This window comes from Chryseobacterium sp. II3a, assembly GCF_057815135.1.
Window position 1 is genome coordinate 104,818 of the sequence record NZ_JBYPZJ010000007.1, and the last position, 20,519, is coordinate 125,336.

Sequence of the window (20,519 nt, forward strand, 5' to 3'; positions counted from 1 at the left end):
ATAACAATTTAACAGTGTATCCATAAAATAATCATATTGTTACACTGATTTATTAATACATTGGTAAATTAAAACAATGATTCAATTAAAAACAATAGACGAATTACGTCTGATGAAGGAGAGCGCCCGATTGGTTTCTAAAACATTGGGAATGTTGGCAAAAGAGATTAAACCGGGAATTACGACTTTATATTTAGATAAATTAGCTCATGATTTTATTAAGGATCATGGGGCTCAGCCTGCGTTCTTAGGATACGGAGGTTTCCCAAACTCACTATGTATTTCTCCGAATGAGCAGGTAGTTCATGGTTTCCCGAATAATGAAGTGGTAAAAGAAGGAGATGTTCTTTCTGTAGACTGTGGAGTAATTCTGAACGGGTTTGTAGGAGATCATGCTTATACCTTTGAGATTGGTGAAGTAAAGCCGGAAGTTAAAAAACTATTGAAAGTGGCAAAAGAATCTCTTTACAAAGGGATTGAGCAATGTATCAGAGGAAAAAGAATCGGAGATATCTCTCATGCGATTCAGGCACATTGTGAAAAAGAAGGATATGGTGTGGTAAGAGAGCTTGTAGGACACGGTCTGGGAAGACAGATGCACGAAGATCCACAAGTTCCTAACTATGGAAGACAGGGAAGCGGAAAAGTAATCAAAGACGGTTTGGCAATTGCGATTGAACCGATGATTAACCTTGGAACTGAAAAAGTAAAATTCCATAGCGATGGCTGGACAGTAACTACCTTAGACAACCTTCCATCTGCACACTTTGAGCATGATGTAGCGGTAATCAACGGTAAGCCGGTATTGCTTTCTACATTTGATTATGTGTACGAAGCATTAGGGATCATAAGTGACGAAGAAAAGCCTTTCCAACTGGATTTTTAATGAAAAAGATAACTAAGCTTTTACTGAATAAAATTCCACGTCCGATGCTTATAAAAATGAGTATCTGGGCAAGACCGCTTATTTATCAGTTTTTCAAAGGAGATGAATTTTATGATCCTATCGATGGTAGATCATACCGGAAATTTCTGCCTTATGGCTATGGAAAGCAAAGAGAAAATGCTCTTTCTCCGGGAACCTTAAGTCTGGAAAGACACCGCCAGATGTGGTTGTATCTTCAGAATGAGACCGATTTTTTCATTAAAAATTATAAAGTTCTGCATATTGCTCCCGAACAGGAATTTCTAAGAAAATTCAAGAGAATGAGCAATCTGAACTATATATCTGCAGATTTATATTCGCCCATTGTTGATATAAAGGCTGATATTTTGGATTTACCTTTCGAAAATGACAGCTTTGATATCGTTTTCTGTAATCATGTTCTGGAACATATTGAAGATGATGCAAAAGCAATGAGTGAGCTATATAGGGTGATGAAACCCGGCGGATGGGGGATTCTTCAGGTTCCGATGAAAAACTCATTGGAAAAAACCTATGAAGACTTCACCATCAAAGATCCAAAGGAACGCCAGAAACATTTCGGACAGTACGATCACGTTCGCTGGTACGGGATGGATTATTTTGAGCGTTTAAAAAATGCAGGATTTGAAACAGATATCAATTTCTATTCACAGAAATTTTCTGAAGAGGAAATAAAGAAGTATGGACTAAGAAGTAATGAAATCTTACCTGTAGTTTACAAAAAATAATAAGTGTTTCATGACACTAAAGAATAAAACCATCTTCATAACGAAGGTGGTTTTTGTTTCTTAAAGAGTCTTCATTCTCTGATTAAGAAGTAATAAAAGCTATCAATGGCTTGAAAAACAAAACCGTCCTCCACACGAGAACGGTTTCATTAAATATAGATAGAAGTTTATTGACTTGTTAGTGTGATGAAGATACAGCTTTTAAGCCTACAACAGAACCGATAAGGGTTACAATAAAAAATACTCTCCAGAAGCTTACAGGATCTTTAAAGAAGATAATTCCCATTAAAGCTGTTCCTACCGCTCCAATTCCTGTCCATACCGCATAAGCAGTACCAATAGGTAAGGTTTGCGTAGCTTTGATCAGAAGAAGCATACTGATAGTCATCGTTATCAGAAATCCGGTATACCAAAGATACATTTCCGTTCCTGATGTTTCTTTTGCCTTTCCTAAGCAAGAGGCAAAGGCAACCTCAAATAATCCTGCGATAACTAATATTATCCAATTCATTTTGTTAAATTTTTCTATTGCAAATTTCAGAATTTGAAAGGAGAAAAAATTTTACAATTGTTAAAAAATGAGTTTTTGGCTGGAGAGTTGAAAGTTATGATAGTTTGGAGAAGGAGATGTTTTGTTACTTAATCAATGAAGTTTTTTGATAGAAAGATGGGAGCTGGAGGATGGAAGTTATGGTAGTTTGGAGGAAGAGGTGTTCTGCCTCTCAATTAATGAGAGCTTTTTAGGTGAAAAATAATTGATTATTTTATTTGTTTACTTTTTAATAAGGAATCATCAATATTGAAATCATCTAGACTTTAATATCAATAGGGAGCGGACTTTAGTCCGCTCTCAATATAAATATGCATTCCACTGGCTTTAGCCAAAACTTAAAACGCTGCTTAAATTAAATAATAAAACATTCAGATCATGTTATAGACCACCAGAACCTCCATCTTCCAGCTTCCATCCTCAAACGTAATTTTTACTTAATCTCCGCCCGGATTCTGCTCAAACTTACCTGCGTAATTCCAAGGTAAGAAGCAATATGCCCAAGCTGAACCCTTTTAAGAAGATCAGGCTGATATTGGATAATATCTTTGTAGCGTTCCAAAGAAGTTTTGAATTGTCTTGAAATAATTAATTCTTCCGATTTTATCATTTCTGCTTCAGCCAGTTTTCTTCCCCAGTTGGCAATATGAATGTCTTCATTGAACAGTTTTTTAAGATGCTCTGTTTCCAGGATGTACAGCTCGCAGTCTTCCAGTAATTCAATACTTTCATAACCAGGTTTGTCTTCCACATAACTTTTCATAGAAAGAACACATTGTCCTTCGCTTCCAAACCAGAACGTAATATCATTATCTGAAGTAGAAGAGTAAGCACGGGCAATTCCTTTACGGATAAAATAAACATAAGGAATCACTTTATTGGCTTCCATCAGGCAGTAACCCTTAGGATGTGAAACTTCAGTAATATATGCTTTTAAGCTGTTTTTTGAAGCCTCGGGAAGGATGTAAATCTGGTCAAGAATCTGGTCTATATTCATAAAAGATGAATTCTAATATTCAAAAATATCAGTTTTAGGTAATGCAATACAAAATTATTTTGTGGTTTTTGTGAGAAATATACCATAGGTTGGGTTAAAGAAAAAAATACAGTGGTTTCATAAAGTATAATGATACATGAGGCTTCTGATTGATTCAACCAAGCTTCGATTTCTGTAGGGCTCTCCATAAAGTATTTTATTTATTCTAAATGGATTGGATCCTTATAGAATGATAAATAGAATGTTTTAAAAATTGCGGATCTGTTATAAGATGATATAATGTAATTCTTCTTTTGTAAAGCCTCCAAAGACCAATAACTCGCTTTTTTCTTTTAAATATTAAGATTAACCGTAAAGACCAATTTTGTTTTACTAACTTTGCAGTTCGTAATATTATTTTTATGCACAAAGCTGGATTTGTAAATATAGTTGGAAAGCCTAATGCGGGAAAATCAACACTTCTGAACCAATTAATGGGTGAGAAGCTGGCGATTGTAACGCAGAAAGCTCAGACAACCCGTCACAGAATTTTTGGTATTTATAATGAAGAGGACCTTCAGATCGTATTTTCCGATACTCCGGGAGTGTTGGATCCAAAATACGGATTGCAGGAAAAAATGATGGATTTTGTAAAGGACTCCCTTCAGGATGCCGATGTATTCCTGTTTATTGTTGATGTAACGGACAAAGCTGAGCCTTCAGAGTTCTTAATTGATAAATTAAATAAAATCCCTGTACCAGTACTTTTATTATTGAATAAAGTAGATCAGACTGATCAGGCAGGTCTTGAAACATTGGTAGAAACCTGGCATAACAGGATTCCAAAAGCGGAAATCCTTCCAATTTCTGCGCTTAATGCCTTTAATACTGAGGTTATTTTACCTAAACTAAAATCTTTACTGCCCGAAAACCCACCTTACTATGATAAGGATCAGTATACAGATAAACCGGAAAGGTTCTTTGTAAATGAAGCAATCCGTGAGAAAATCCTTTTGAACTATGATAAGGAGATTCCATATTCTGTAGAAGTGGTAACTGAGCAGTTCAAAGAAAAAGAAGGAATTATCTTCATTGACTCTATCATTTATGTAGAAAGAGATACCCAAAAAGGAATTATTATCGGACATAAAGGTGAGGCTATCAAAAAAGTAGGTACAGAAGCAAGATTAGACCTGGAAAAGTTCTTTTCCAAGAAAATTCACTTGAATTTATTTGTTAAGGTGAAAAAAGACTGGAGAAAGAATGACAGAGATCTTAAGAATTTTGGTTACAGATAGACTAAAAATGCTCTAAAGCCCGTTGTATTAAAAGATTTTTATTACCTTAGTCTAAATTTTTTAGTAAATGAACTATAATAATTCAAATTCGAGCTCAATACCTAAAGATATTATTTTGTTAGCTGTGAGAGTATTTGTTGGTTTTGCAATGCTTTCTCACGGATACCCGAAACTTCAAATGCTATTGGCTGGTGGAAAAATTGAATTTTTCGACTTTTTGGGAATGGGACCACAAATTACCCTTATTCTTACGGTACTTGCTGAATTTGTTTGTTCAATCCTGCTGATATTAGGCCTTTTTACAAGAGTTGCCTTAGGTTTTCTGATCTTTACAATGGTCATTGCCGGATTTGTAGTGCATGGAGCAGATCCTTTTGAAAAAAGAGAAATGAGCCTTATTTACCTTTCCGTATATCTTCTCCTAATGATTATTGGAGCCGGAAAAGTTTCTGTAGATCATTTGATTGAAAGAAGAAAAAGAGCTTCAGACTGGTAAAACTTACAATATATAATGAAAAGAGCATCTTCGGATGCTCTTTTTTTATTTGGAGTTATTTTTATAAATGTCTTTATTGTTCGGGATTGTAGATCGATTTTTATAGCAAATTTATCTTAAAAATCACTACATTCGTAGAAAATAAATCTATATGAAGATAAAACTGACAATTTGCCTGTTGGCATTTCTCAATTTTTATGATGCCCAGGAGAATATTACTTATCAAAAACCCTCTGCCGAAATTCTAAAACTGGCAGATTATGAAAGGCCACCAGCGGTTTTGATGAACAATAAAAAAGATTGGGTGGTTTTTACTTATCGTTCAACATACAAAACATTAGATGATCTTAATCAGCAGGAAATGAAATTGGGGGGATTAAGAATCAATCCCGTTACTAATATTGCAAGTACTGTAACCTATTTCAACAATCTTAAAATAAGAAAGTTCAATGATAAAAATGAGGTTCAGGTAAAGAATCTGCCTACAGGAGCTAAAATTGCGTATGTGCAGTTTTCACCGGATGAAAAGAAACTTACTTTTACCAATACCACAAGCAAAGGCGTAGAGTTATGGATTGTTGACCTTGAAACTGCTGCTGCTAAAAAGATTACAGGAGATATTCTGAATGCCAATTTAGGAACTCCATATCTCTGGTATAATGATTCTCAAAGTTTATTAATCAGAACGCTGCCTCAAAACAGACCTGCGCTGATTGATTCAGGGAAGGACCTTCCGACGGGACCTATTGTTTCTACAGCAGATGGAAAAGTATCCCAAAACAGAACATATCAGGATCTTTTAAAAAATCCGCAGGATGAAAAGAACTTCGAGACGTTGGTCACTTCAGAAGTATTCAATGTAGACCTGAACGGAAACCTTAAAAAGGTAATGAATCAGGATATGTACACAGGATTAAGTTTTTCTCCTGACGGAAATTATCTGTTATCTTCAGTCATTAAAAAGCCTTTCTCTTATATTGTTCCCTTGAACAGATTTCCTATGACCACAACAGTATATGATACAAAAGGAAATACAGTAAAAGTGGTAAATGAGATTCCTCTGAATGAAATTATGCCTAAGGGCTTTTCGTCTGTAAGAACAGGAAAAAGAGAAATGTCCTGGAGAAGTGATGCTCCGGCAACATTAGTGTTTACAGAAGCTCTTGATGGTGGAGATCAATATAAAACGGCGGAATACAGAGATGAAATCTTTACCTGGGAGGCACCGTTTACAGCTGCTCCTAAATCATTCTTCAAAATCAAACAGAGATTTGAGGATGTAGATTGGACGAATGACCACTATGCGTTAGTATCTGAAGAATGGTATGATACCAGAAATACCAAAACGTTCCTGGTAGATCTTAACAATGGAGAATCAAAAGTTATAGATGATAGAAATTCTCAGGATGTGTATAGTGATCCGGGAAGTTTCAATACCGTGAAAAATCAATATGGTAGATCCGTTATCGATATGAAAGGCGGGAAAGCATATCTGATCGGAGAGGGGTTTACAAAAGATGGCCAGCACCCGTTTATTGATGAAATGGATATCAAATCATTGAAGAAAAAAAGACTGTATACTTCTAATCTTAAAGGGGCTAAAGAAAAGATAGTAGATATTCTAAATCCTTCAAAAGGAGAGATATTAACAATACAGGAATCATCAAGTCAATATCCGAACTATTATAAAAAGAATATTAAATCTAATAAAGCTGAAACGGTAACTCATTTTGCAAATCCTTTTGAAAGCATCAAAGATGTTCATAAAGAAGTCATTACCTATAAAAGAAATGATGGAGTTACATTGACGGGAACTCTTTATCTGCCGGCAGACTACGATAGAAAGGCGAAAAAAGAAAAATTACCATTATTGATCTGGGCGTATCCAAGAGAATTTAAAGATAAGAATACAGCAGGGCAGAGTACTCAGAATGATAACGACTTTACCTTCCCGTATTACGGTTCTTTCGTATATTGGGTGACTAAAGGATATGCTGTTTTAGATAACGCAGCATTCCCGATCATCGGAGAAGGAAAAACAGAACCTAATGATACCTTTATTACGCAATTGGTAGCTGATGCTGATGCGGCGATCAATGCGGTAGATCAGTTAGGATATATAGATAAAAAGAAAGTCGCTGTTGGAGGCCACTCATATGGGGCATTTATGACAGCTAACTTATTGACACATTCTAATCTTTTTGCCTGTGGTATTGCCAGAAGTGGTGCTTATAACAGAACATTGACTCCATTTGGATTCCAGAGCGAACAAAGAAACTATTGGGATGTTCCGGAGATCTACAACACGATGTCTCCGTTTATGAATGCTGACAAAATGAAAACCCCGTTGCTTCTGATCCACGGTGATGCAGATAATAACCCGGGAACTTTCACTCTGCAGACAGAAAGATATTTCCAGGCTTTGAAAAACCTTGGAGCGCCGGTAAGAATGGTTCTTCTTCCAAAAGAATCACACGGATATCAGGCTAAAGAGAATATATTTCACGTTTTATGGGAACAGGATCAGTTCCTTGAAAAGTGTCTGAAAAAGTAGCATAAAAAAACTCGTCCTAACAGGCGAGTTTTTTTATGCTATTTTCTTTTGGGCATTCAATGTTTCCTTAGTTTTAATCTTTTTAATTTTTTCTCTTATTAAGAAACTTGTTAAAGGAATACCTGAATTGGATCTTTGATTTTGATTAAGACAATAAGGAGATGTAGCTTTATGTCTATATTTTTTTGGTATTTTGTCTAAGCTGTTTTTATTCAATTTCCACCCAATTTTTTCAAGCTTGATATAAATTATTCTATTAATTAAAAAATCTAATTCTTCACTGTACCTATTTAAGTCTGTATAAATGAATGCAGAGATCCATCCTTCATGCTTGTTTTTTATTTTTTCCAGAAATTCAAAAAGATTTAATTTAATTTTATCTTCCTTTAATTCCCATATTTTGTTTTTTAATTTCTCAAAATTATCCGCAGAAGGATATAAAAAAAATTTCCATCAAAAGTAACTGATAAAAAAGTGAAACTATCTTTAGATATATCAGTTATTTTTGTTTTATCGTTTTTTTCTAGAGAATGTATCTGTAAGTTTAAATCCTTAAGATAAGTTTCGCATTTGTGATATGCTTCTTTACATTCTCTTTTTGTAGTCGCAAGAATTATAAAGTCATCAGCGTATCTAATTAGGTTATAATTATCTGAAATGATTTTTTTATCAAAATCAGCTAAGTATATGTTAGAAAATAATGGTGATAAAGCATTGCCTTGTGGAATTCCATTTTCAATTCCATCAAAATAATTTTTTTTTTCTGTGTCAAAGTCAGTAAGATTCCCTACTCTTTGATTTAAAGCATCTTGTATCAATGAATTTAGACTATCATCAGGAAGAGCTGGAAATATTTTGTTTTCTAATAACTCCTTTTTATTAACTGTTCCAAAAAAATTAACTATATCAGCTTCCAATACATACTTATTTCCAAAGTTATAGTATTCTTGAGCCTTTAACATTGCATCTTTCACACCAGTATCTTTTTGATATGCAAAGCTATGTCCATTGCTTTCCATTAAAGTAGGTTTAAAAATATCTTCTAACTCAATTGCGATTGCCTTAATAACAACTCTATCAGAGACTTCTGGTATTTGAAGTGGTCTAAAGGAATTTTTATCCTTTTTTGAAATAAGTACTCCTCTCGTAGGACGAAAGTAATAATTGTTAGATTTTAATTTTTTTGAAATGGATAAGATTTTATCATCTAGGTTTTTATCAAATAGTTCGATAGTTTCACCAGATAATCCGTGAGAATCTTTATTAAATTTTACTAATTTTTTCCATGCATTTTTCAATGCTTCTGGGCTAGATATTTTTTGAAGTAAATTTTTATTAGTTTTTGTTTCCATATTTCTGTATTGCAAAGACCCATGAAATGACAATATTGCCAGTATGATAAACTTTACATCTGAGACAGAGAACACATCATTGAAAGAGTGATTAGGACAACCATCAAGGTTCTAACTAATCCTTTGCAAATGGGTTCTTCGGCAATCCTGACTTTCGATTGACTTCTCAATCTTATGTCGAGCGCGCACTTAAGGGAAACCTTAAGCCTTAAATTATGGGCGCAAGAAATTGCATTGTTGTTTGTTACTTTGGCATCTTGCGGTTGAAATTGGGATGTTCTTTCCATTATAGTCAAAATTAAGTTTTTTTATGACTTATGCAAGTTTTTTTGAACTTTCACATTTTTTAACACTTTGGCCTGGGGTCGCAGTCTTTCTCTACTATAATAATAGCTTGATACCACCGTTTCTGTGGGTTTGTGTTTATCATACACAATGGTATCAAACGAGATTGACAGAGAACACATCATTGAAAGAGTGATTAGGACAACCATCAAGGTTCTAACTAATCCTTTGCAAATGGGTTCTTCGGCAATCCTGACTTTCGATTGACTTCTCAATCTTTATATCAAGTAACAATACGTTTATCTCAATTTTTATTCCACTTAATAAATTATGACAAAAAGTCATAATTTATTAAATGACTTACAATAGATTTAGTCAATTAAATATTGTAAGATTTCATTAATACTTTTCAATTCCATAAAATTCTCGTGTTCAAGATTCACATCATGCTGCTCATGGTTCCATGTCACATGATAAGGAATATGAGCTGCTGATCCTCCGATTTCCAATACAGGTAAAATATCTGATTTTATGGAGTTTCCAAGCATCAGGAAATTCTCTGGTTGGCAGTCAAGATGTTTTAATAGTTTTTTGTAATCATGTTCTTTTTTGTCACTCATGATCTCAATGTGATGGAAATGATCTTGTAATCCTGAGTTTTTAAGTTTGCGCTCCTGATCCAGTAAATCTCCTTTCGTAGCTACTACAAGCCTGTATTTTCCTTTTAAACTTTCAAGGGTTTCTGTCACCCCATCTAAAAGTTCAATAGGTTTTTGAAGAAGTTCCTGGCCCAGTTCAATGGCTTTATTAACCAGCTCAATAGAAGCTGTGTTGTTTGAAACCTTTCCAATCGTCTCCACCATACAAAGCATAAATCCTTTTACTCCATATCCATATAAATGCAGATTCTTCATTTCCGTTGCAAAGAGTTCCTGAGATACGGAATGCTGAGGAAGATAATCTTCAAGCAGCATACAGAATTCTTTTTCTGCTTCCTGAAAGTAAGGTTCATTGATCCAAAGCGTATCATCTGCATCAAAAGCTATTGTTGTAATGTGATTATTCATTTTTGTTTTGTAAATTTCAGCTTCAAATTTCCTTATAAAAAATAAACCGGCAAAGGACAATTGTCCCGAAGAAGTATGTTACGAACGAATCAATCATTTTTAAGTCATCTTGAAGAACTTTATCACCAACAAACCGGAGAAAATATTATTCTGGAATCATTTTCAAAAGGACAGAAGCTATTGATTCAGGATCAATCATTATCCAAGGTTATGCTGGTTAAAGAGGGGATTACAAAGTGTTACTTTGAAGAAGAAAATGGTAAAGAATATATCGTTGAATTTCTGGGAAGTGGAGAAATCCTTGGTGAAGTGGAACTGATTAAAAATATACCTTGTTTATGCGGTATTGAAGCGCTGACGGAAGTTGTAGTGTATACTATAAACCTGTCATATTTTAATGAATTGGTGCAAAGAGATCTTATTCTGAATAACTTATTACTGAATTCCTTTGCAGAACGTATTATCAATACCACCAGCAGAGCTTCTTATCAACAGCTTTATACCGTAGAGCATACCTTGGCCCAGTTACTTAAAATGCAGGCTAAACAGAATATTCAGATTTCTAAAGAAGATATGGCTGCATATCTAGGAATTACCGTGAGAAGCTTGAATAGAATTTTGAAAGATTTGAAATAATGTTTGTTGGATAACGCAAGGAAGCAAAGAAATATGATGCTAGCTGTTTTTAAGACGCAAGAGAATCAAAGATTCTCAGCAAGAAAAATAACACTTTTAAACTAACTTTTATTCACATTATTCTATGTATCTATATGGTGAAAATTATTCTTTTTAACCCAATAATCACATAGGTTTTATACGCTGATAAATTATTAGTCCATTCGTAGCATTAGAAGTGGCATTCAAGATAAAATCTTTGCGCCTTAAACATATCCAGACTTATAATTTTATTGCGCCTTTGTGTATCCTAATATAGATTTTTTTATTGTTTTTGTTGTTTATTTAGGGGTGTGTCTAGATTTTTTATTTAAAAATTGATTTTTATTAGTCAAAATTAATAGGGTGATTTTAAAAAAATATTATTTTTGCATCATAAAGTTGAATGCAATACCAATGGAATTACTTAAGTTCAGAAATGCCGAATTAGCCGATCTCAATAAAATTGTAGCTATTTATAACTCAACCATTGCTTCAAGAATGGTGACGGCAGATGTAGAGGAAGTATCTGTAGAGAGTAAAGTGCAATGGTTTAATGAGCATAATGCTGAAACCAGACCGCTTTGGATTGTAGAAGATCTTGATGGATATATTGTAGGCTGGGTAAGTTTCAGTTCTTTCCATGAAAGGCCGGCTTATAACGGAACAGTAGAGGTAAGTATTTATCTTGATGAAAGCTGTAGAGGAAAAGGGTATGGTAAAACAATTCTTCAGTATTGTATTGATAATGCTGGAAAATTTGGGGTGAAAAATCTTGTCGCTCTTATCTTCCTTCATAATGAACCAAGTTTGAAGCTATTCAGATATTTTGGTTTTGAAGATTGGGGAACACTTCCGGATGTAGCTATATTAGATGGAATTGAACGAAGTCTGAAGATTTTAGGGAAAAGAATTCAATAAAATATAAAAGGGTATCTCATTTGGGATAGCCTTTTTCTTTGCTATTGTTTAAAATTCTCTCGCAGATTTAACGGATAATGCAGATGCTTATGGTGAATGTAAATTTGTGTAAGTATGAATTGTTATAAAGCCTAAGTGTATAAGACTCAATAGTGATAGGCTTTAGCTCATTCATCATAAAAGGTTTTCCTTTCATTGGCTTTAGCCAAAACTTATTTAGAAGGCATTGAAACCATTTCTAAAAAACTTTTCTTACTTATTATATTAAAATCTGTGTAATCTGTCAAATCTGCGAGAAAAATAAAAAAGGCTGCTTCAATTGAAACAGCCTTTAAATATTATGAATTCTGCTTAATTCGCTTAGCAGACATATTCAGGAATCGTTTAACCAGGAATACGGCAGAAACCGTTAATCCTAGCCCTAGAGCGATCCACATTCCAAAAGCTCCCATTTCCAATGTTACACAGAAGAAATAGCCTAATGGAATGGTAATCACCCAATAAGCAATAAAGGTATAAATAGAAGGAATCTTTACATCCTGTATTCCTCTTAAAGTACCTAGAGCTGTTACTTGGATTCCGTCAGAAAGCTGGAATAAAGCAGCAATAATCATTAGTTTTGAAGCTAATGTAATGACTTCTACTTCTTCTTTTTTCGTGAAGAAGGTAGGCAGAATATTTCGTCCCAGGATGAAAACCAATCCGCAGATACACATAAAGATAAAAGCAATCTTTAGGTTGTTGATCCCGACTTTTCTTAATTCGACAAAATTCTGTTCACCCAGTTTTCTGCCGATCATTACGGTGGAAGCCACACTAAAGCCAACGCAAAGGTTGAAAGTAAATGAGGCCATACTCAAAGCAATCTGGTGAGAGGCAATGTCATGGGCTGAAATTAATCCGCAAATAAATGCAGCTCCGGCAAAAGCAGTTACCTCAAAGAACATCTGTAATGCTGTAGGCAATCCTAATCTTACCATTTTATCAAACATGGCTTTTGAGAAGTTTTGAATTTTTAATGAAAAATCCTTGATATAACGTCTCGTTCTCTTTTCTTTCAACAATACAAAATAAAGGAAAACTACCATGAAAACTCTGGAAATTAAGGTTGCTAAAGCTGACCCTTTTACGCCCATCGGAGGGAATCCCCAAAGTCCTTTGATAAACACGTAGTTTAAAGCAATATTAATGATGTTGGCAATAATGGTTGCTTTAGTTACTCCGATAGTGTATGAAAGCCCTTCAGATACCTCACGAAGCGTCTGAAATGCCATAAATGGAATCATACTGATCACCATAATACTTAAGAAGTCTACCGTATCAGGAATGATCTTGGCTGGCTGGCCGGAATGATAGAGCAGAGGCATTCCCAGTAAAAGAATAACCATCAGAAGAACTCCAACTGTCATATTAATGATAAAACCATGGCTGAACACGGAATTGATTGTATCATGATCCTGCTTAGAATGAGCTTCAGAAACCAATGGCGGTATCGCAAATGAAAATCCAAGCGCCAATACAAATATGGAGAAAAACACAGCATTACCTAATGAAACAGACGCCAATGCATCAGCGCCTAAAAGTTTTCCGACAATAATATTATCGAATAAATTCACTGAAACTTGCCCTACCTGGGTAAGCATTACAGGTAGAGCCAAAGTCAGGCATTCTTTTGTGTAGTTTTTGTTTAAAAATTTCATAGTATTTTAAGATTCATATAGTTTATATTCAAAATAGTCCAAAAAAAAATTTGCAGTAGTGGTACTGCAAATTTTTATAATATTGTAATAATAGTTGTATTATTTCCTTACAAAACTTGCAACGTCACTTTCAGAAACAGTATTTCCACCAAGAATAATTAATCTTTCCACAACATTCCTTAGCTCCCTGATATTTCCAGTCCATGAAAGCGCTTTTAAAGCATCAATAGCCTTATCATCAAACTTTTTCACAGCAGTACCATGCTCATCAGCAATCATACCGGAGAAGTGTTCAACCAATAACTTGATATCATCTTTTCTGTCATCCAATGGCGGAACATAAATTTCAATCACAGAAAGTCTGTGGTAAAGGTCTTCTCTGAATTTCCCTTCCTCAATCTCTTTCTGCATATTTTTATTTGTTGCTGCAATTACTCTTACATCAACTTTTATTTCTTTATCACTTCCTACAGGAGATACTTTGCTTTCTTGTAAAGCTCTTAATACTTTAGCTTGCGCGATAAGGCTCATGTCTCCAATCTCGTCAAGGAAGATAGTTCCTCCGTTAGCTTGTTCAAATTTTCCCTGCTTATCTTTAATAGCACCGGTAAATGAACCTTTTACGTGTCCGAAAAGTTCAGATTCAATAAGTTCAGATGGGATTGCAGCACAGTTTACCTCTACCATTGGCCCTCTTGCACGCTCACTTTGGTTATGAATCGCATGAGCTACCAATTCCTTTCCAGCTCCGTTTGGACCTGTAATCAGAACTCTGGCATCAGAAACAGCTACCTTTTCGATCATATCCTGAATCTTCTGCAGGGCAGGAGAATTCCCGATCATCTGGTATTTTTTATTGACTTTTCTCTTTAACGTTTTATTTTCTGTTTGAAGGTTTTTGTTTTCTTTCTTCAGTGTTTCTTTAGCTAAAGCATTTTTTACACTGGTAATAAGCCTGTTGATATCAATAGGCTTAGAGATAAAATCATACGCACCCTCTTTTAGGCAGGAAACGGCAGAATCAATATCGGCGTGACCTGAAATCATGATAAATGTAGTTTCAGGCTTTAATATCATGCTCTGCTTCAAAAGCTCAGTTCCTGAAAGTTTAGGCATCTTGATATCAGAGATCACCAAAGCGAAATCTTCTTTTTCTACCTGTTTGTAACCTTCAAGGCCGTCTTCGGCGATAACAAATTCATAATCTGTAAGTTCGTCAGAAAGAATACTGTGAAGTACTCCTGAGATTGCTTTTTCGTCTTCTACTATAAGGATTTTTTGCATAGTCGCAAATTTAAATTTTTTGTTTCAATTATTAGCAAAAACCATACCTAAATATTCTATTGGGAATAGTCTCTTCTTCCGAAAATGGCAGAACCTACCCTTACAGAGTTGGCGCCACATTCAATAGCCACAGGGAAATCATCACTCATTCCCATTGATAAGGTTTTTAAAGGTTTTAGTTGATTTAATTCATCAAAAAGTGCCTTTAAAGTTAAAAATTCTTTTCTGATCTGCGCCTCATTATCTGTGAAAGTTGCCATTCCCATCAATCCGGTAATTTCAATATGAGGAAATTCCCCATCAATATACTGTTGGAAAAGAGTTTTTGTATCTGAAGTATCAAGCCCGAACTTACTTTCTTCTGCTGCAATTTTTACCTGCAGCAACACTTTAATAGACCTGTTATTCTTACCTGCCTCTTTGTTGATTTCAGCCAATAGCTTTTCTGAATCTACACTTTGTATAGTATCTATGAATGAAGCAATATACTTTACCTTATTGGTTTGCAGATGCCCGATCAGATGCCATTGGATATCCTGAGGCAGGAGAGGAGCTTTTTCCATCAATTCCTGAACCTTGTTTTCTCCAAAGACTCTTTGTCCAAGATCATAGACCTCCTGAATCGCAGAAACCGGATGCGTTTTTGAAACAGCAACCAGTTGAACATCTGACGTAAGTTTATTTTGTATCGCTTTATAATTTTCTTTAATACTCATGCGTGCAAATTTCTGAAATTTAGTTTAAGGTTCAAAGTTTAAAGACATTGAAATATGGGGAACCTCTATTTTTTTCTTTTTAATTTTTAAACTAATTCAATACTTCATTAATTTTTGGATACTGGGAAATCTTTCTGAAAACAAACTTGTTGCTTTTCTGCAGCTTTTCAATAAACAAATCCAATTCGTTAATAGAATCGGTATCTCTCAGGTATTGGTCATGAGTAAGGAAAACAAGGTGTCTTGAAGTCTTTTCAAGATCATTTAGGAAGATACTGTCTACTTTTTTCAGCATCGCTTCATGGCTTCCTTTCAAAGTCATTTTGTGGGTAGGTCTCCATTCCAGATCCCAGCCAATAACTTTGTACCCTGCTCTTTTAAGGCCATCCGCGGCAGCAGTAGAGCTTTTGATATCTGTTACATTAATATTGCTAAGCCTCCAGATGTTCCTTCCAGGAGTTCTTGCTATTTTATCGTGAAGTTTCAGGCTATCTTTAGCAATATCAAAATCGCGGACAACAGCATCTGCTGTTTTATAAAAATCAGAATACTTATTATGAGCATGAGTGAAACTATGGTTGGCAAGTTCAATGAGGGGGTTCTCCTTTAAAAGCTTAAAATCATTTTTTTGTTTTGTGCTTCCATAAGCGTGTTTTCCCACTAAAAAAGCTGTGGCACAAACATTTCTTTTGTCAAGGATTTTTAAAAGATTTTCGGTTCCCTGGTTAGGGCCGTCATCAAAAGTAAGGTAGATCACTCTTTTATCAGGATCTACGCTCTCGTCGTCCATTTTGGGGGCGGTTTCTGCGGTAGGATGTTCCTGTGAACTGAGCGTTTCGTTCACATCATTTTTAAAATTACAGCTGTTTAATAGTACTGAAGTTGCACTCATCAATGCAAACATCCCGAGAAAAGTCTTATTTGTTGACTTTCCCGCAAAAATTTTTCTCATAAAGGTAATTGAAATTGTGTTGTTAAAAATTGTTAAAAATAACAAGTGAATGTTAACAAATTATATGCCATATTTCGCTGTAATTTTTCTTTTTAAGATTATTTTAAGAACTTTATTTTAAAGTCTTTTTTTTATTAAAATACTGATTGTTTGCTTATAGTTTTGTTTTCAGTAAATCTTAACATTTATAAATGCCAAAGCGATAGTTGTTTTCTATTTTTGTTGAGAGAATGATATTCTTCCTTTGTTTGGGAATTATTTTATTTTAACAACTATGAAAGTATATTAGTGAACTTTGGGATAGATTCAGCTTTTACATTAAAATGCTCTTCAGATACATCGCATTTTTTATGGCAGCAGTTCCCCAGGTATTATTGAAAAATATAAAGGCTGTTTGTGGGGTGTTTTTAATGCTTTTAGCAAGATGATCGAGAAAATCTTCATTGTATTCAGATTTGTAGAGGATAGGCTTTCCGTGGAGTCTGTAGTATATTATTTCAGAATGATTAGTGATCATATCTTCAGGAAGATTTCCCGGGAAACTTACTCCAGAGAAAACAATACCTTTGTTTTTTAGCAGATCGAAAATTTCCTGTTTCCACCAGGATTCGTGACGGAACTCGATGACATTTAAAAAGTTGTTATCAACATTATTAATTATTAAATCAATATTTTCAGGGGTGTTTTTAAAAGAGGGAGGAAGTTGGTATAGGAATCCGGAAAGCTTTTGTTGAAGATGTTGATGGATATGTTGGCAGAATGCTGTAATCTCTTCTTTTGAATCTGCAAGACGTTTTTGATGTGTAATCGCTTTGGGTATTTTGATAAAAAACCTGAATGATCCAGGAGTTTCATCATGCCACTTTAAAAGTGTTTTAGCAGTAGGAATTCTATAAAATGTAGCGTTGATCTCTACTGCATTGAAAACTTCAGCATATAAAGAAAGAAAATCTTTACTTTGGGCATTTTCAGGATATAAAGACCCTTTCCAGTCATTATTGTAAAACCCTGAACATCCTATGTAAAGATTTTCTTTTGTCATATTATTATTTTATATCCAGATCTACTGAGTTTAATCTCAATGAATTCAGAATCACGGATAATGAACTGACACTCATGGCAGCCGCTGCAATCATCGGTGATAACAGAATTCCAAAGAATGGATACAATAATCCTGCCGCAACCGGAATTCCTAGAACATTATAAATAAAGGCAAAGAACAGGTTTTCTTTAATGTTTTTAAGAAGTTTTTCGCTTAGTAGCTTGGCTTTTGCTACTCCTAAGATATCTCCTTTTAATAAGGTAATCTCAGCACTTTCAATGGCTACATCAGTACCTGTTCCCATTGCGATTCCTATATCGGATTGGGCAAGAGCAGGGGAGTCATTAATTCCGTCTCCGGTCATAGCAACGATTTTACCTTGTTGTTGTAGTTTTTTTACTTCATTAAGCTTATCCTCAGGAAGGCAGTTGGCTTTAAAATGCTTGATGCCTAATTCTTCAGCTACAGCTTTTGCAGTATGTTCATTGTCTCCAGTCATCATAATAATGTCAACACCTTCACTCATCAGTCGGTCTACTGCTTTTTTAGAACTTGTTTTGATTTTATCTGTAAAGCTGATAAATCCTAACACATTCTGATTATATGCCACATAAGAAATAGTGTGAGCTTTTGACTGTACTTCTATAGCTTTCTGTTTTAATGTATTGGGAATATGAATCTGATGAGAAGTTAACAGGTTTTCATTTCCAAGATAAGCTGTTTTTCCGTTAATATTTCCTTTGACTCCTTTTCCAGAGATATTTTCAAACTGTTCTACCTTTTCAGCAGATAGATTTTCTTCCTTTGCTTTTTTGATAACGGCATTGGATAAGGGGTGCTCAGAATTTTGGTTTAATGAAAAAGCAAGCTGTAAAATCTGGTTTTTATCTTCGTTATTTACGGTTTCAATATATTCTACAGAAGGTTTTCCTTCCGTTAAAGTTCCTGTTTTATCAGTAATCAGAACGTTTACTTTATTCATTTGCTCCAGGGCTTCTGCATTTTTGATCAGAATACCGTTTTTAGCACCTTTTCCGATTCCTACCATTAAGGACATGGGAGTGGCAAGGCCTAAAGCACAAGGACATGCTACAATTAAAACGGCTACAGCATTTACGAAAGCAAATAAACTTCTTTTTCCTTCCGGCCCAAAGAACTGCCAAAGAACAAAAGTAAGTACTGCAATAAGGATAACTACAGGAACGAATACCTTAGAAACTTTATCTGTCAGTTTCTGGATAGGCGCTCGGCTTCGGCTGGCATCGTTCACCATTTTAATAATTTGCGAAAGAAGGGTTTCGTCACCTACTTTTTCAGCTTTCATGATGAATACCTGATTTCCATTGATGGTTCCTGAAGACACTTTATCGGCAACTGTTTTTTCAACGGGAACTGGCTCTCCCGTAATCATACTTTCATCTACAATAGAATTCCCCTCTGTGATCTTTCCGTCAACTGGAATTTTTTCACCTGGTTTTACTTTTAATAAGTCTCCAATTTTTACTTGTGAAAGCAATACTCTTTTTTCTTCACCATTCACCATAAGATTGGCTTCATCCGGTGATAAATTCATCAATTCTTTGATGGCATTTCCTGTTTTTTTATGAGCAGCAGCTTCCATCAATTGACCCAAAATAACAAGCGTAAGAATAACACAGACTGCTTCAAAATATAATGGGATTTCATGGTTATGACCACGGATTTCATGGGGGATAATATCAGGAAAAGCCAATGCGGTAATACTAAAAATAAATGCAGCTGCAACTCCTAATGCGATTAAGCTGAACATATTAAGATTCCAGGTCTTGAATGAAACCCAGCCTCTTTTTAGTAAAAACCAACTGGAATAAAACATAACCGGAAGCGTTAATGCTAGTTCAATAAAGCCTTGAATCTGGTGGGAGAAAGGGAAATCAATAAACATTCCACCCATAGATAGAATAAAAACAGGAATGGTGAATACCAGTGAAATCAAGAATTTTCTTTTCAGAATGTTGTAAGTTTCATCCTCTTCATCGTTTCCACTGTCAGGCATTCTGACCAGATCCATTCCGCAGATTGGGCAGCTTCCTGGCTCATCGCTGATGATTTCGGGATGCATAGGACAAGTGTATTTCGCGGTTTTCTTTTCCGGATATTTTACCAGATCCATTCCGCAAACCGGGCATCCTACATTAGAATCATAAGTTTTATCTCCTTCACAATACATGGGACAGTAGTATTTCCCTGCCATTTCATCAGTAACCTTAGGTGCTTCATGATGATGGTGATGACTGTGATGATGAGTATGAGCATGTGAATGGCTGTGATGTGAAACTGCATTTTTAACCATATCTTCAGAGATTTCCTCTAAATGCATGTGGCAAACAGGACAATCTCCTTTTTCATCATAGACTTTATCTCCTTCACAGAACATCGGACAATAGTATTTTCCTATGCTGTCTTTAAAGTTTTCAGGAAGATGGCTTGATGAATAAGCTGGTTTATGATTAGGATCTTTGGCCAGTTTTTCTTCAATCGGAACCAAATACATATTACAGTCCGGACATCTTTCTCCCTGTTTGAAATATACTTTCTCGCCTTCACATTCCATGGGGCAATAATATACTGAAGATGGAGAGACCCGGTCCTGAGGTTTTACAAAAGCTTTTTCAGGGCTGTTGGGGTCTTCCAGTCTGTATTTCCCTATTTCCGCAAGGGAATCATTCAAAACGGAAAGAGCAACTGTATGATCAGAGGTGATTGTAGCGGTATTGTTTTCCAGGTTGACATCGGCTGTAACTCCTTCAATGCTGTTCAGTTGATTGGATATTTTTTTCTGGCAACCGGAACACGTCATTCCGAGTATTTTATACTGTTGTTCCATGATTCTTAAATTTATACTGCAAATTTCCAAAATGAAAATCTAAGGCTGTTATAAATTTAAGGATAATAGTTATAGAATTTGGATTTGGGAGTTTGGGGGTGGGAGAGTATTAGAGTATTAGAGTATTAGAGTATTAGAGTATTAGAGTATTAG

17 protein-coding genes are annotated in these 20,519 nt (G+C 35.0%); 7 read left to right on the top strand and 10 right to left on the bottom strand.

Going from position 1 to position 20,519, the window contains the following annotated elements:
- Positions 1–76 precede the first annotated feature (76 nt).
- Together map and AC3HD6_RS16855 are read left to right on the top strand one after the other, a co-directional pair.
- Positions 77–886, top strand: a complete 810-nt coding sequence (gene map / locus AC3HD6_RS16850) for a type I methionyl aminopeptidase (RefSeq protein WP_488897384.1) — start codon at positions 77–79, stop codon at positions 884–886.
- Entirely contained in the window at positions 886–1,653 is a 768-nt protein-coding gene (locus AC3HD6_RS16855; protein WP_488897385.1) for a class I SAM-dependent methyltransferase, read from the top strand. Before map ends, AC3HD6_RS16855 begins: the two co-directional genes overlap by 1 nt.
- A gap of 178 nt (positions 1,654–1,831) precedes the next feature.
- On the opposite strand, the gene AC3HD6_RS16860 is transcribed toward AC3HD6_RS16855, so the two are convergent.
- Positions 1,832–2,164, bottom strand: a complete 333-nt coding sequence (locus tag AC3HD6_RS16860; RefSeq protein WP_045496196.1) for a DMT family transporter — start codon at positions 2,162–2,164, stop codon at positions 1,832–1,834.
- Between the two features lie 472 nt (positions 2,165–2,636).
- The gene (locus AC3HD6_RS16865; RefSeq protein ID WP_488897386.1) at positions 2,637–3,200 is read right to left on the bottom strand and encodes a Crp/Fnr family transcriptional regulator; all 564 of its coding nucleotides are present in this window, start codon (positions 3,198–3,200) and stop codon (positions 2,637–2,639) included.
- Between the two features lie 401 nt (positions 3,201–3,601).
- Here AC3HD6_RS16865 and era point away from each other — a divergent pair, with 401 nt between their 5' ends.
- From era to AC3HD6_RS16880, 3 genes are all read left to right on the top strand, one after another.
- Entirely contained in the window at positions 3,602–4,477 is an 876-nt protein-coding gene (gene era / locus AC3HD6_RS16870) for a GTPase Era (protein WP_068943071.1), read from the top strand.
- A 67-nt stretch (positions 4,478–4,544) separates the two neighbouring features.
- Entirely contained in the window at positions 4,545–4,973 is a 429-nt protein-coding gene (locus tag AC3HD6_RS16875) for a DoxX family protein (protein WP_488897387.1), read from the top strand.
- A gap of 151 nt (positions 4,974–5,124) precedes the next feature.
- A complete protein-coding gene (locus AC3HD6_RS16880) occupies positions 5,125–7,527 on the top strand; it encodes an alpha/beta hydrolase family protein (protein ID WP_488897388.1) in 2,403 nt (800 codons plus the stop codon).
- Between the two features lie 407 nt (positions 7,528–7,934).
- Here the strand turns inward: AC3HD6_RS16880 and AC3HD6_RS16885 are convergent, their stop codons facing one another.
- Together AC3HD6_RS16885 and AC3HD6_RS16890 are read right to left on the bottom strand one after the other, a co-directional pair.
- Positions 7,935–8,879: a reverse transcriptase domain-containing protein gene (locus tag AC3HD6_RS16885; protein ID WP_488897389.1), complete on the bottom strand. Its 945-nt coding sequence runs from the start codon at positions 8,877–8,879 to the stop codon at positions 7,935–7,937.
- Positions 8,880–9,535: 656 nt separating this feature from the next.
- On the bottom strand, positions 9,536–10,231 hold the full coding sequence (locus AC3HD6_RS16890) for an HAD family hydrolase (protein WP_488897390.1): 696 nt from the start codon (positions 10,229–10,231) through the stop codon (positions 9,536–9,538).
- Between the two features lie 75 nt (positions 10,232–10,306).
- Here AC3HD6_RS16890 and AC3HD6_RS16895 point away from each other — a divergent pair, with 75 nt between their 5' ends.
- Together AC3HD6_RS16895 and AC3HD6_RS16900 are read left to right on the top strand one after the other, a co-directional pair.
- Positions 10,307–10,867: a Crp/Fnr family transcriptional regulator gene (locus AC3HD6_RS16895; protein ID WP_488897391.1), complete on the top strand. Its 561-nt coding sequence runs from the start codon at positions 10,307–10,309 to the stop codon at positions 10,865–10,867.
- Between the two features lie 435 nt (positions 10,868–11,302).
- Positions 11,303–11,806 (top strand): GNAT family N-acetyltransferase, encoded by a 504-nt coding sequence (locus tag AC3HD6_RS16900; protein WP_488897392.1) that lies wholly within the window; start codon positions 11,303–11,305, stop codon positions 11,804–11,806.
- Between the two features lie 338 nt (positions 11,807–12,144).
- Here the strand turns inward: AC3HD6_RS16900 and AC3HD6_RS16905 are convergent, their stop codons facing one another.
- The 6 genes from AC3HD6_RS16905 to AC3HD6_RS16930 form a co-directional block, all read right to left on the bottom strand.
- On the bottom strand, positions 12,145–13,506 hold the full coding sequence (locus AC3HD6_RS16905; protein ID WP_488897393.1) for an MATE family efflux transporter: 1,362 nt from the start codon (positions 13,504–13,506) through the stop codon (positions 12,145–12,147).
- Positions 13,507–13,605: 99 nt separating this feature from the next.
- A complete protein-coding gene (locus tag AC3HD6_RS16910; protein WP_488897394.1) occupies positions 13,606–14,790 on the bottom strand; it encodes a sigma-54-dependent transcriptional regulator in 1,185 nt (394 codons plus the stop codon).
- Positions 14,791–14,846: 56 nt separating this feature from the next.
- Entirely contained in the window at positions 14,847–15,506 is a 660-nt protein-coding gene (locus tag AC3HD6_RS16915) for a YggS family pyridoxal phosphate-dependent enzyme (RefSeq protein ID WP_488897395.1), read from the bottom strand.
- Between the two features lie 91 nt (positions 15,507–15,597).
- Positions 15,598–16,458, bottom strand: a complete 861-nt coding sequence (locus tag AC3HD6_RS16920) for a polysaccharide deacetylase family protein (RefSeq protein WP_488897396.1) — start codon at positions 16,456–16,458, stop codon at positions 15,598–15,600.
- 313 nt (positions 16,459–16,771) lie between these two features.
- Positions 16,772–17,500: a DUF72 domain-containing protein gene (locus AC3HD6_RS16925; protein WP_488897397.1), complete on the bottom strand. Its 729-nt coding sequence runs from the start codon at positions 17,498–17,500 to the stop codon at positions 16,772–16,774.
- Between the two features lie 4 nt (positions 17,501–17,504).
- Positions 17,505–20,366, bottom strand: coding sequence for a heavy metal translocating P-type ATPase (locus AC3HD6_RS16930; RefSeq protein ID WP_488897398.1), 2,862 nt, complete (start codon positions 20,364–20,366; stop codon positions 17,505–17,507).
- Positions 20,367–20,519: the final 153 nt, after the last annotated feature.

What these genes read in the sequence shown, in the direction of transcription:
- map (WP_488897384.1), top strand. Translation starts at nt 77, where the DNA reads ATGATTCAATTAAAAACAATAGACGAATTACGTCTGATGAAGGAGAGC.
- AC3HD6_RS16855 (WP_488897385.1), top strand. Translation starts at nt 886, where the DNA reads ATGAAAAAGATAACTAAGCTTTTACTGAATAAAATTCCACGTCCGATG.
- AC3HD6_RS16860 (WP_045496196.1), bottom strand. Translation starts at nt 2,164, where the DNA reads ATGAATTGGATAATATTAGTTATCGCAGGATTATTTGAGGTTGCCTTT.
- AC3HD6_RS16865 (WP_488897386.1), bottom strand. Translation starts at nt 3,200, where the DNA reads ATGAATATAGACCAGATTCTTGACCAGATTTACATCCTTCCCGAGGCT.
- era (WP_068943071.1), top strand. Translation starts at nt 3,602, where the DNA reads ATGCACAAAGCTGGATTTGTAAATATAGTTGGAAAGCCTAATGCGGGA.
- AC3HD6_RS16875 (WP_488897387.1), top strand. Translation starts at nt 4,545, where the DNA reads ATGAACTATAATAATTCAAATTCGAGCTCAATACCTAAAGATATTATT.
- AC3HD6_RS16880 (WP_488897388.1), top strand. Translation starts at nt 5,125, where the DNA reads ATGAAGATAAAACTGACAATTTGCCTGTTGGCATTTCTCAATTTTTAT.
- AC3HD6_RS16885 (WP_488897389.1), bottom strand. Translation starts at nt 8,879, where the DNA reads ATGGAAACAAAAACTAATAAAAATTTACTTCAAAAAATATCTAGCCCA.
- AC3HD6_RS16890 (WP_488897390.1), bottom strand. Translation starts at nt 10,231, where the DNA reads ATGAATAATCACATTACAACAATAGCTTTTGATGCAGATGATACGCTT.
- AC3HD6_RS16895 (WP_488897391.1), top strand. Translation starts at nt 10,307, where the DNA reads ATGTTACGAACGAATCAATCATTTTTAAGTCATCTTGAAGAACTTTAT.
- AC3HD6_RS16900 (WP_488897392.1), top strand. Translation starts at nt 11,303, where the DNA reads ATGGAATTACTTAAGTTCAGAAATGCCGAATTAGCCGATCTCAATAAA.
- AC3HD6_RS16905 (WP_488897393.1), bottom strand. Translation starts at nt 13,506, where the DNA reads ATGAAATTTTTAAACAAAAACTACACAAAAGAATGCCTGACTTTGGCT.
- AC3HD6_RS16910 (WP_488897394.1), bottom strand. Translation starts at nt 14,790, where the DNA reads ATGCAAAAAATCCTTATAGTAGAAGACGAAAAAGCAATCTCAGGAGTA.
- AC3HD6_RS16915 (WP_488897395.1), bottom strand. Translation starts at nt 15,506, where the DNA reads ATGAGTATTAAAGAAAATTATAAAGCGATACAAAATAAACTTACGTCA.
- AC3HD6_RS16920 (WP_488897396.1), bottom strand. Translation starts at nt 16,458, where the DNA reads ATGAGAAAAATTTTTGCGGGAAAGTCAACAAATAAGACTTTTCTCGGG.
- AC3HD6_RS16925 (WP_488897397.1), bottom strand. Translation starts at nt 17,500, where the DNA reads ATGACAAAAGAAAATCTTTACATAGGATGTTCAGGGTTTTACAATAAT.
- AC3HD6_RS16930 (WP_488897398.1), bottom strand. Translation starts at nt 20,366, where the DNA reads ATGGAACAACAGTATAAAATACTCGGAATGACGTGTTCCGGTTGCCAG.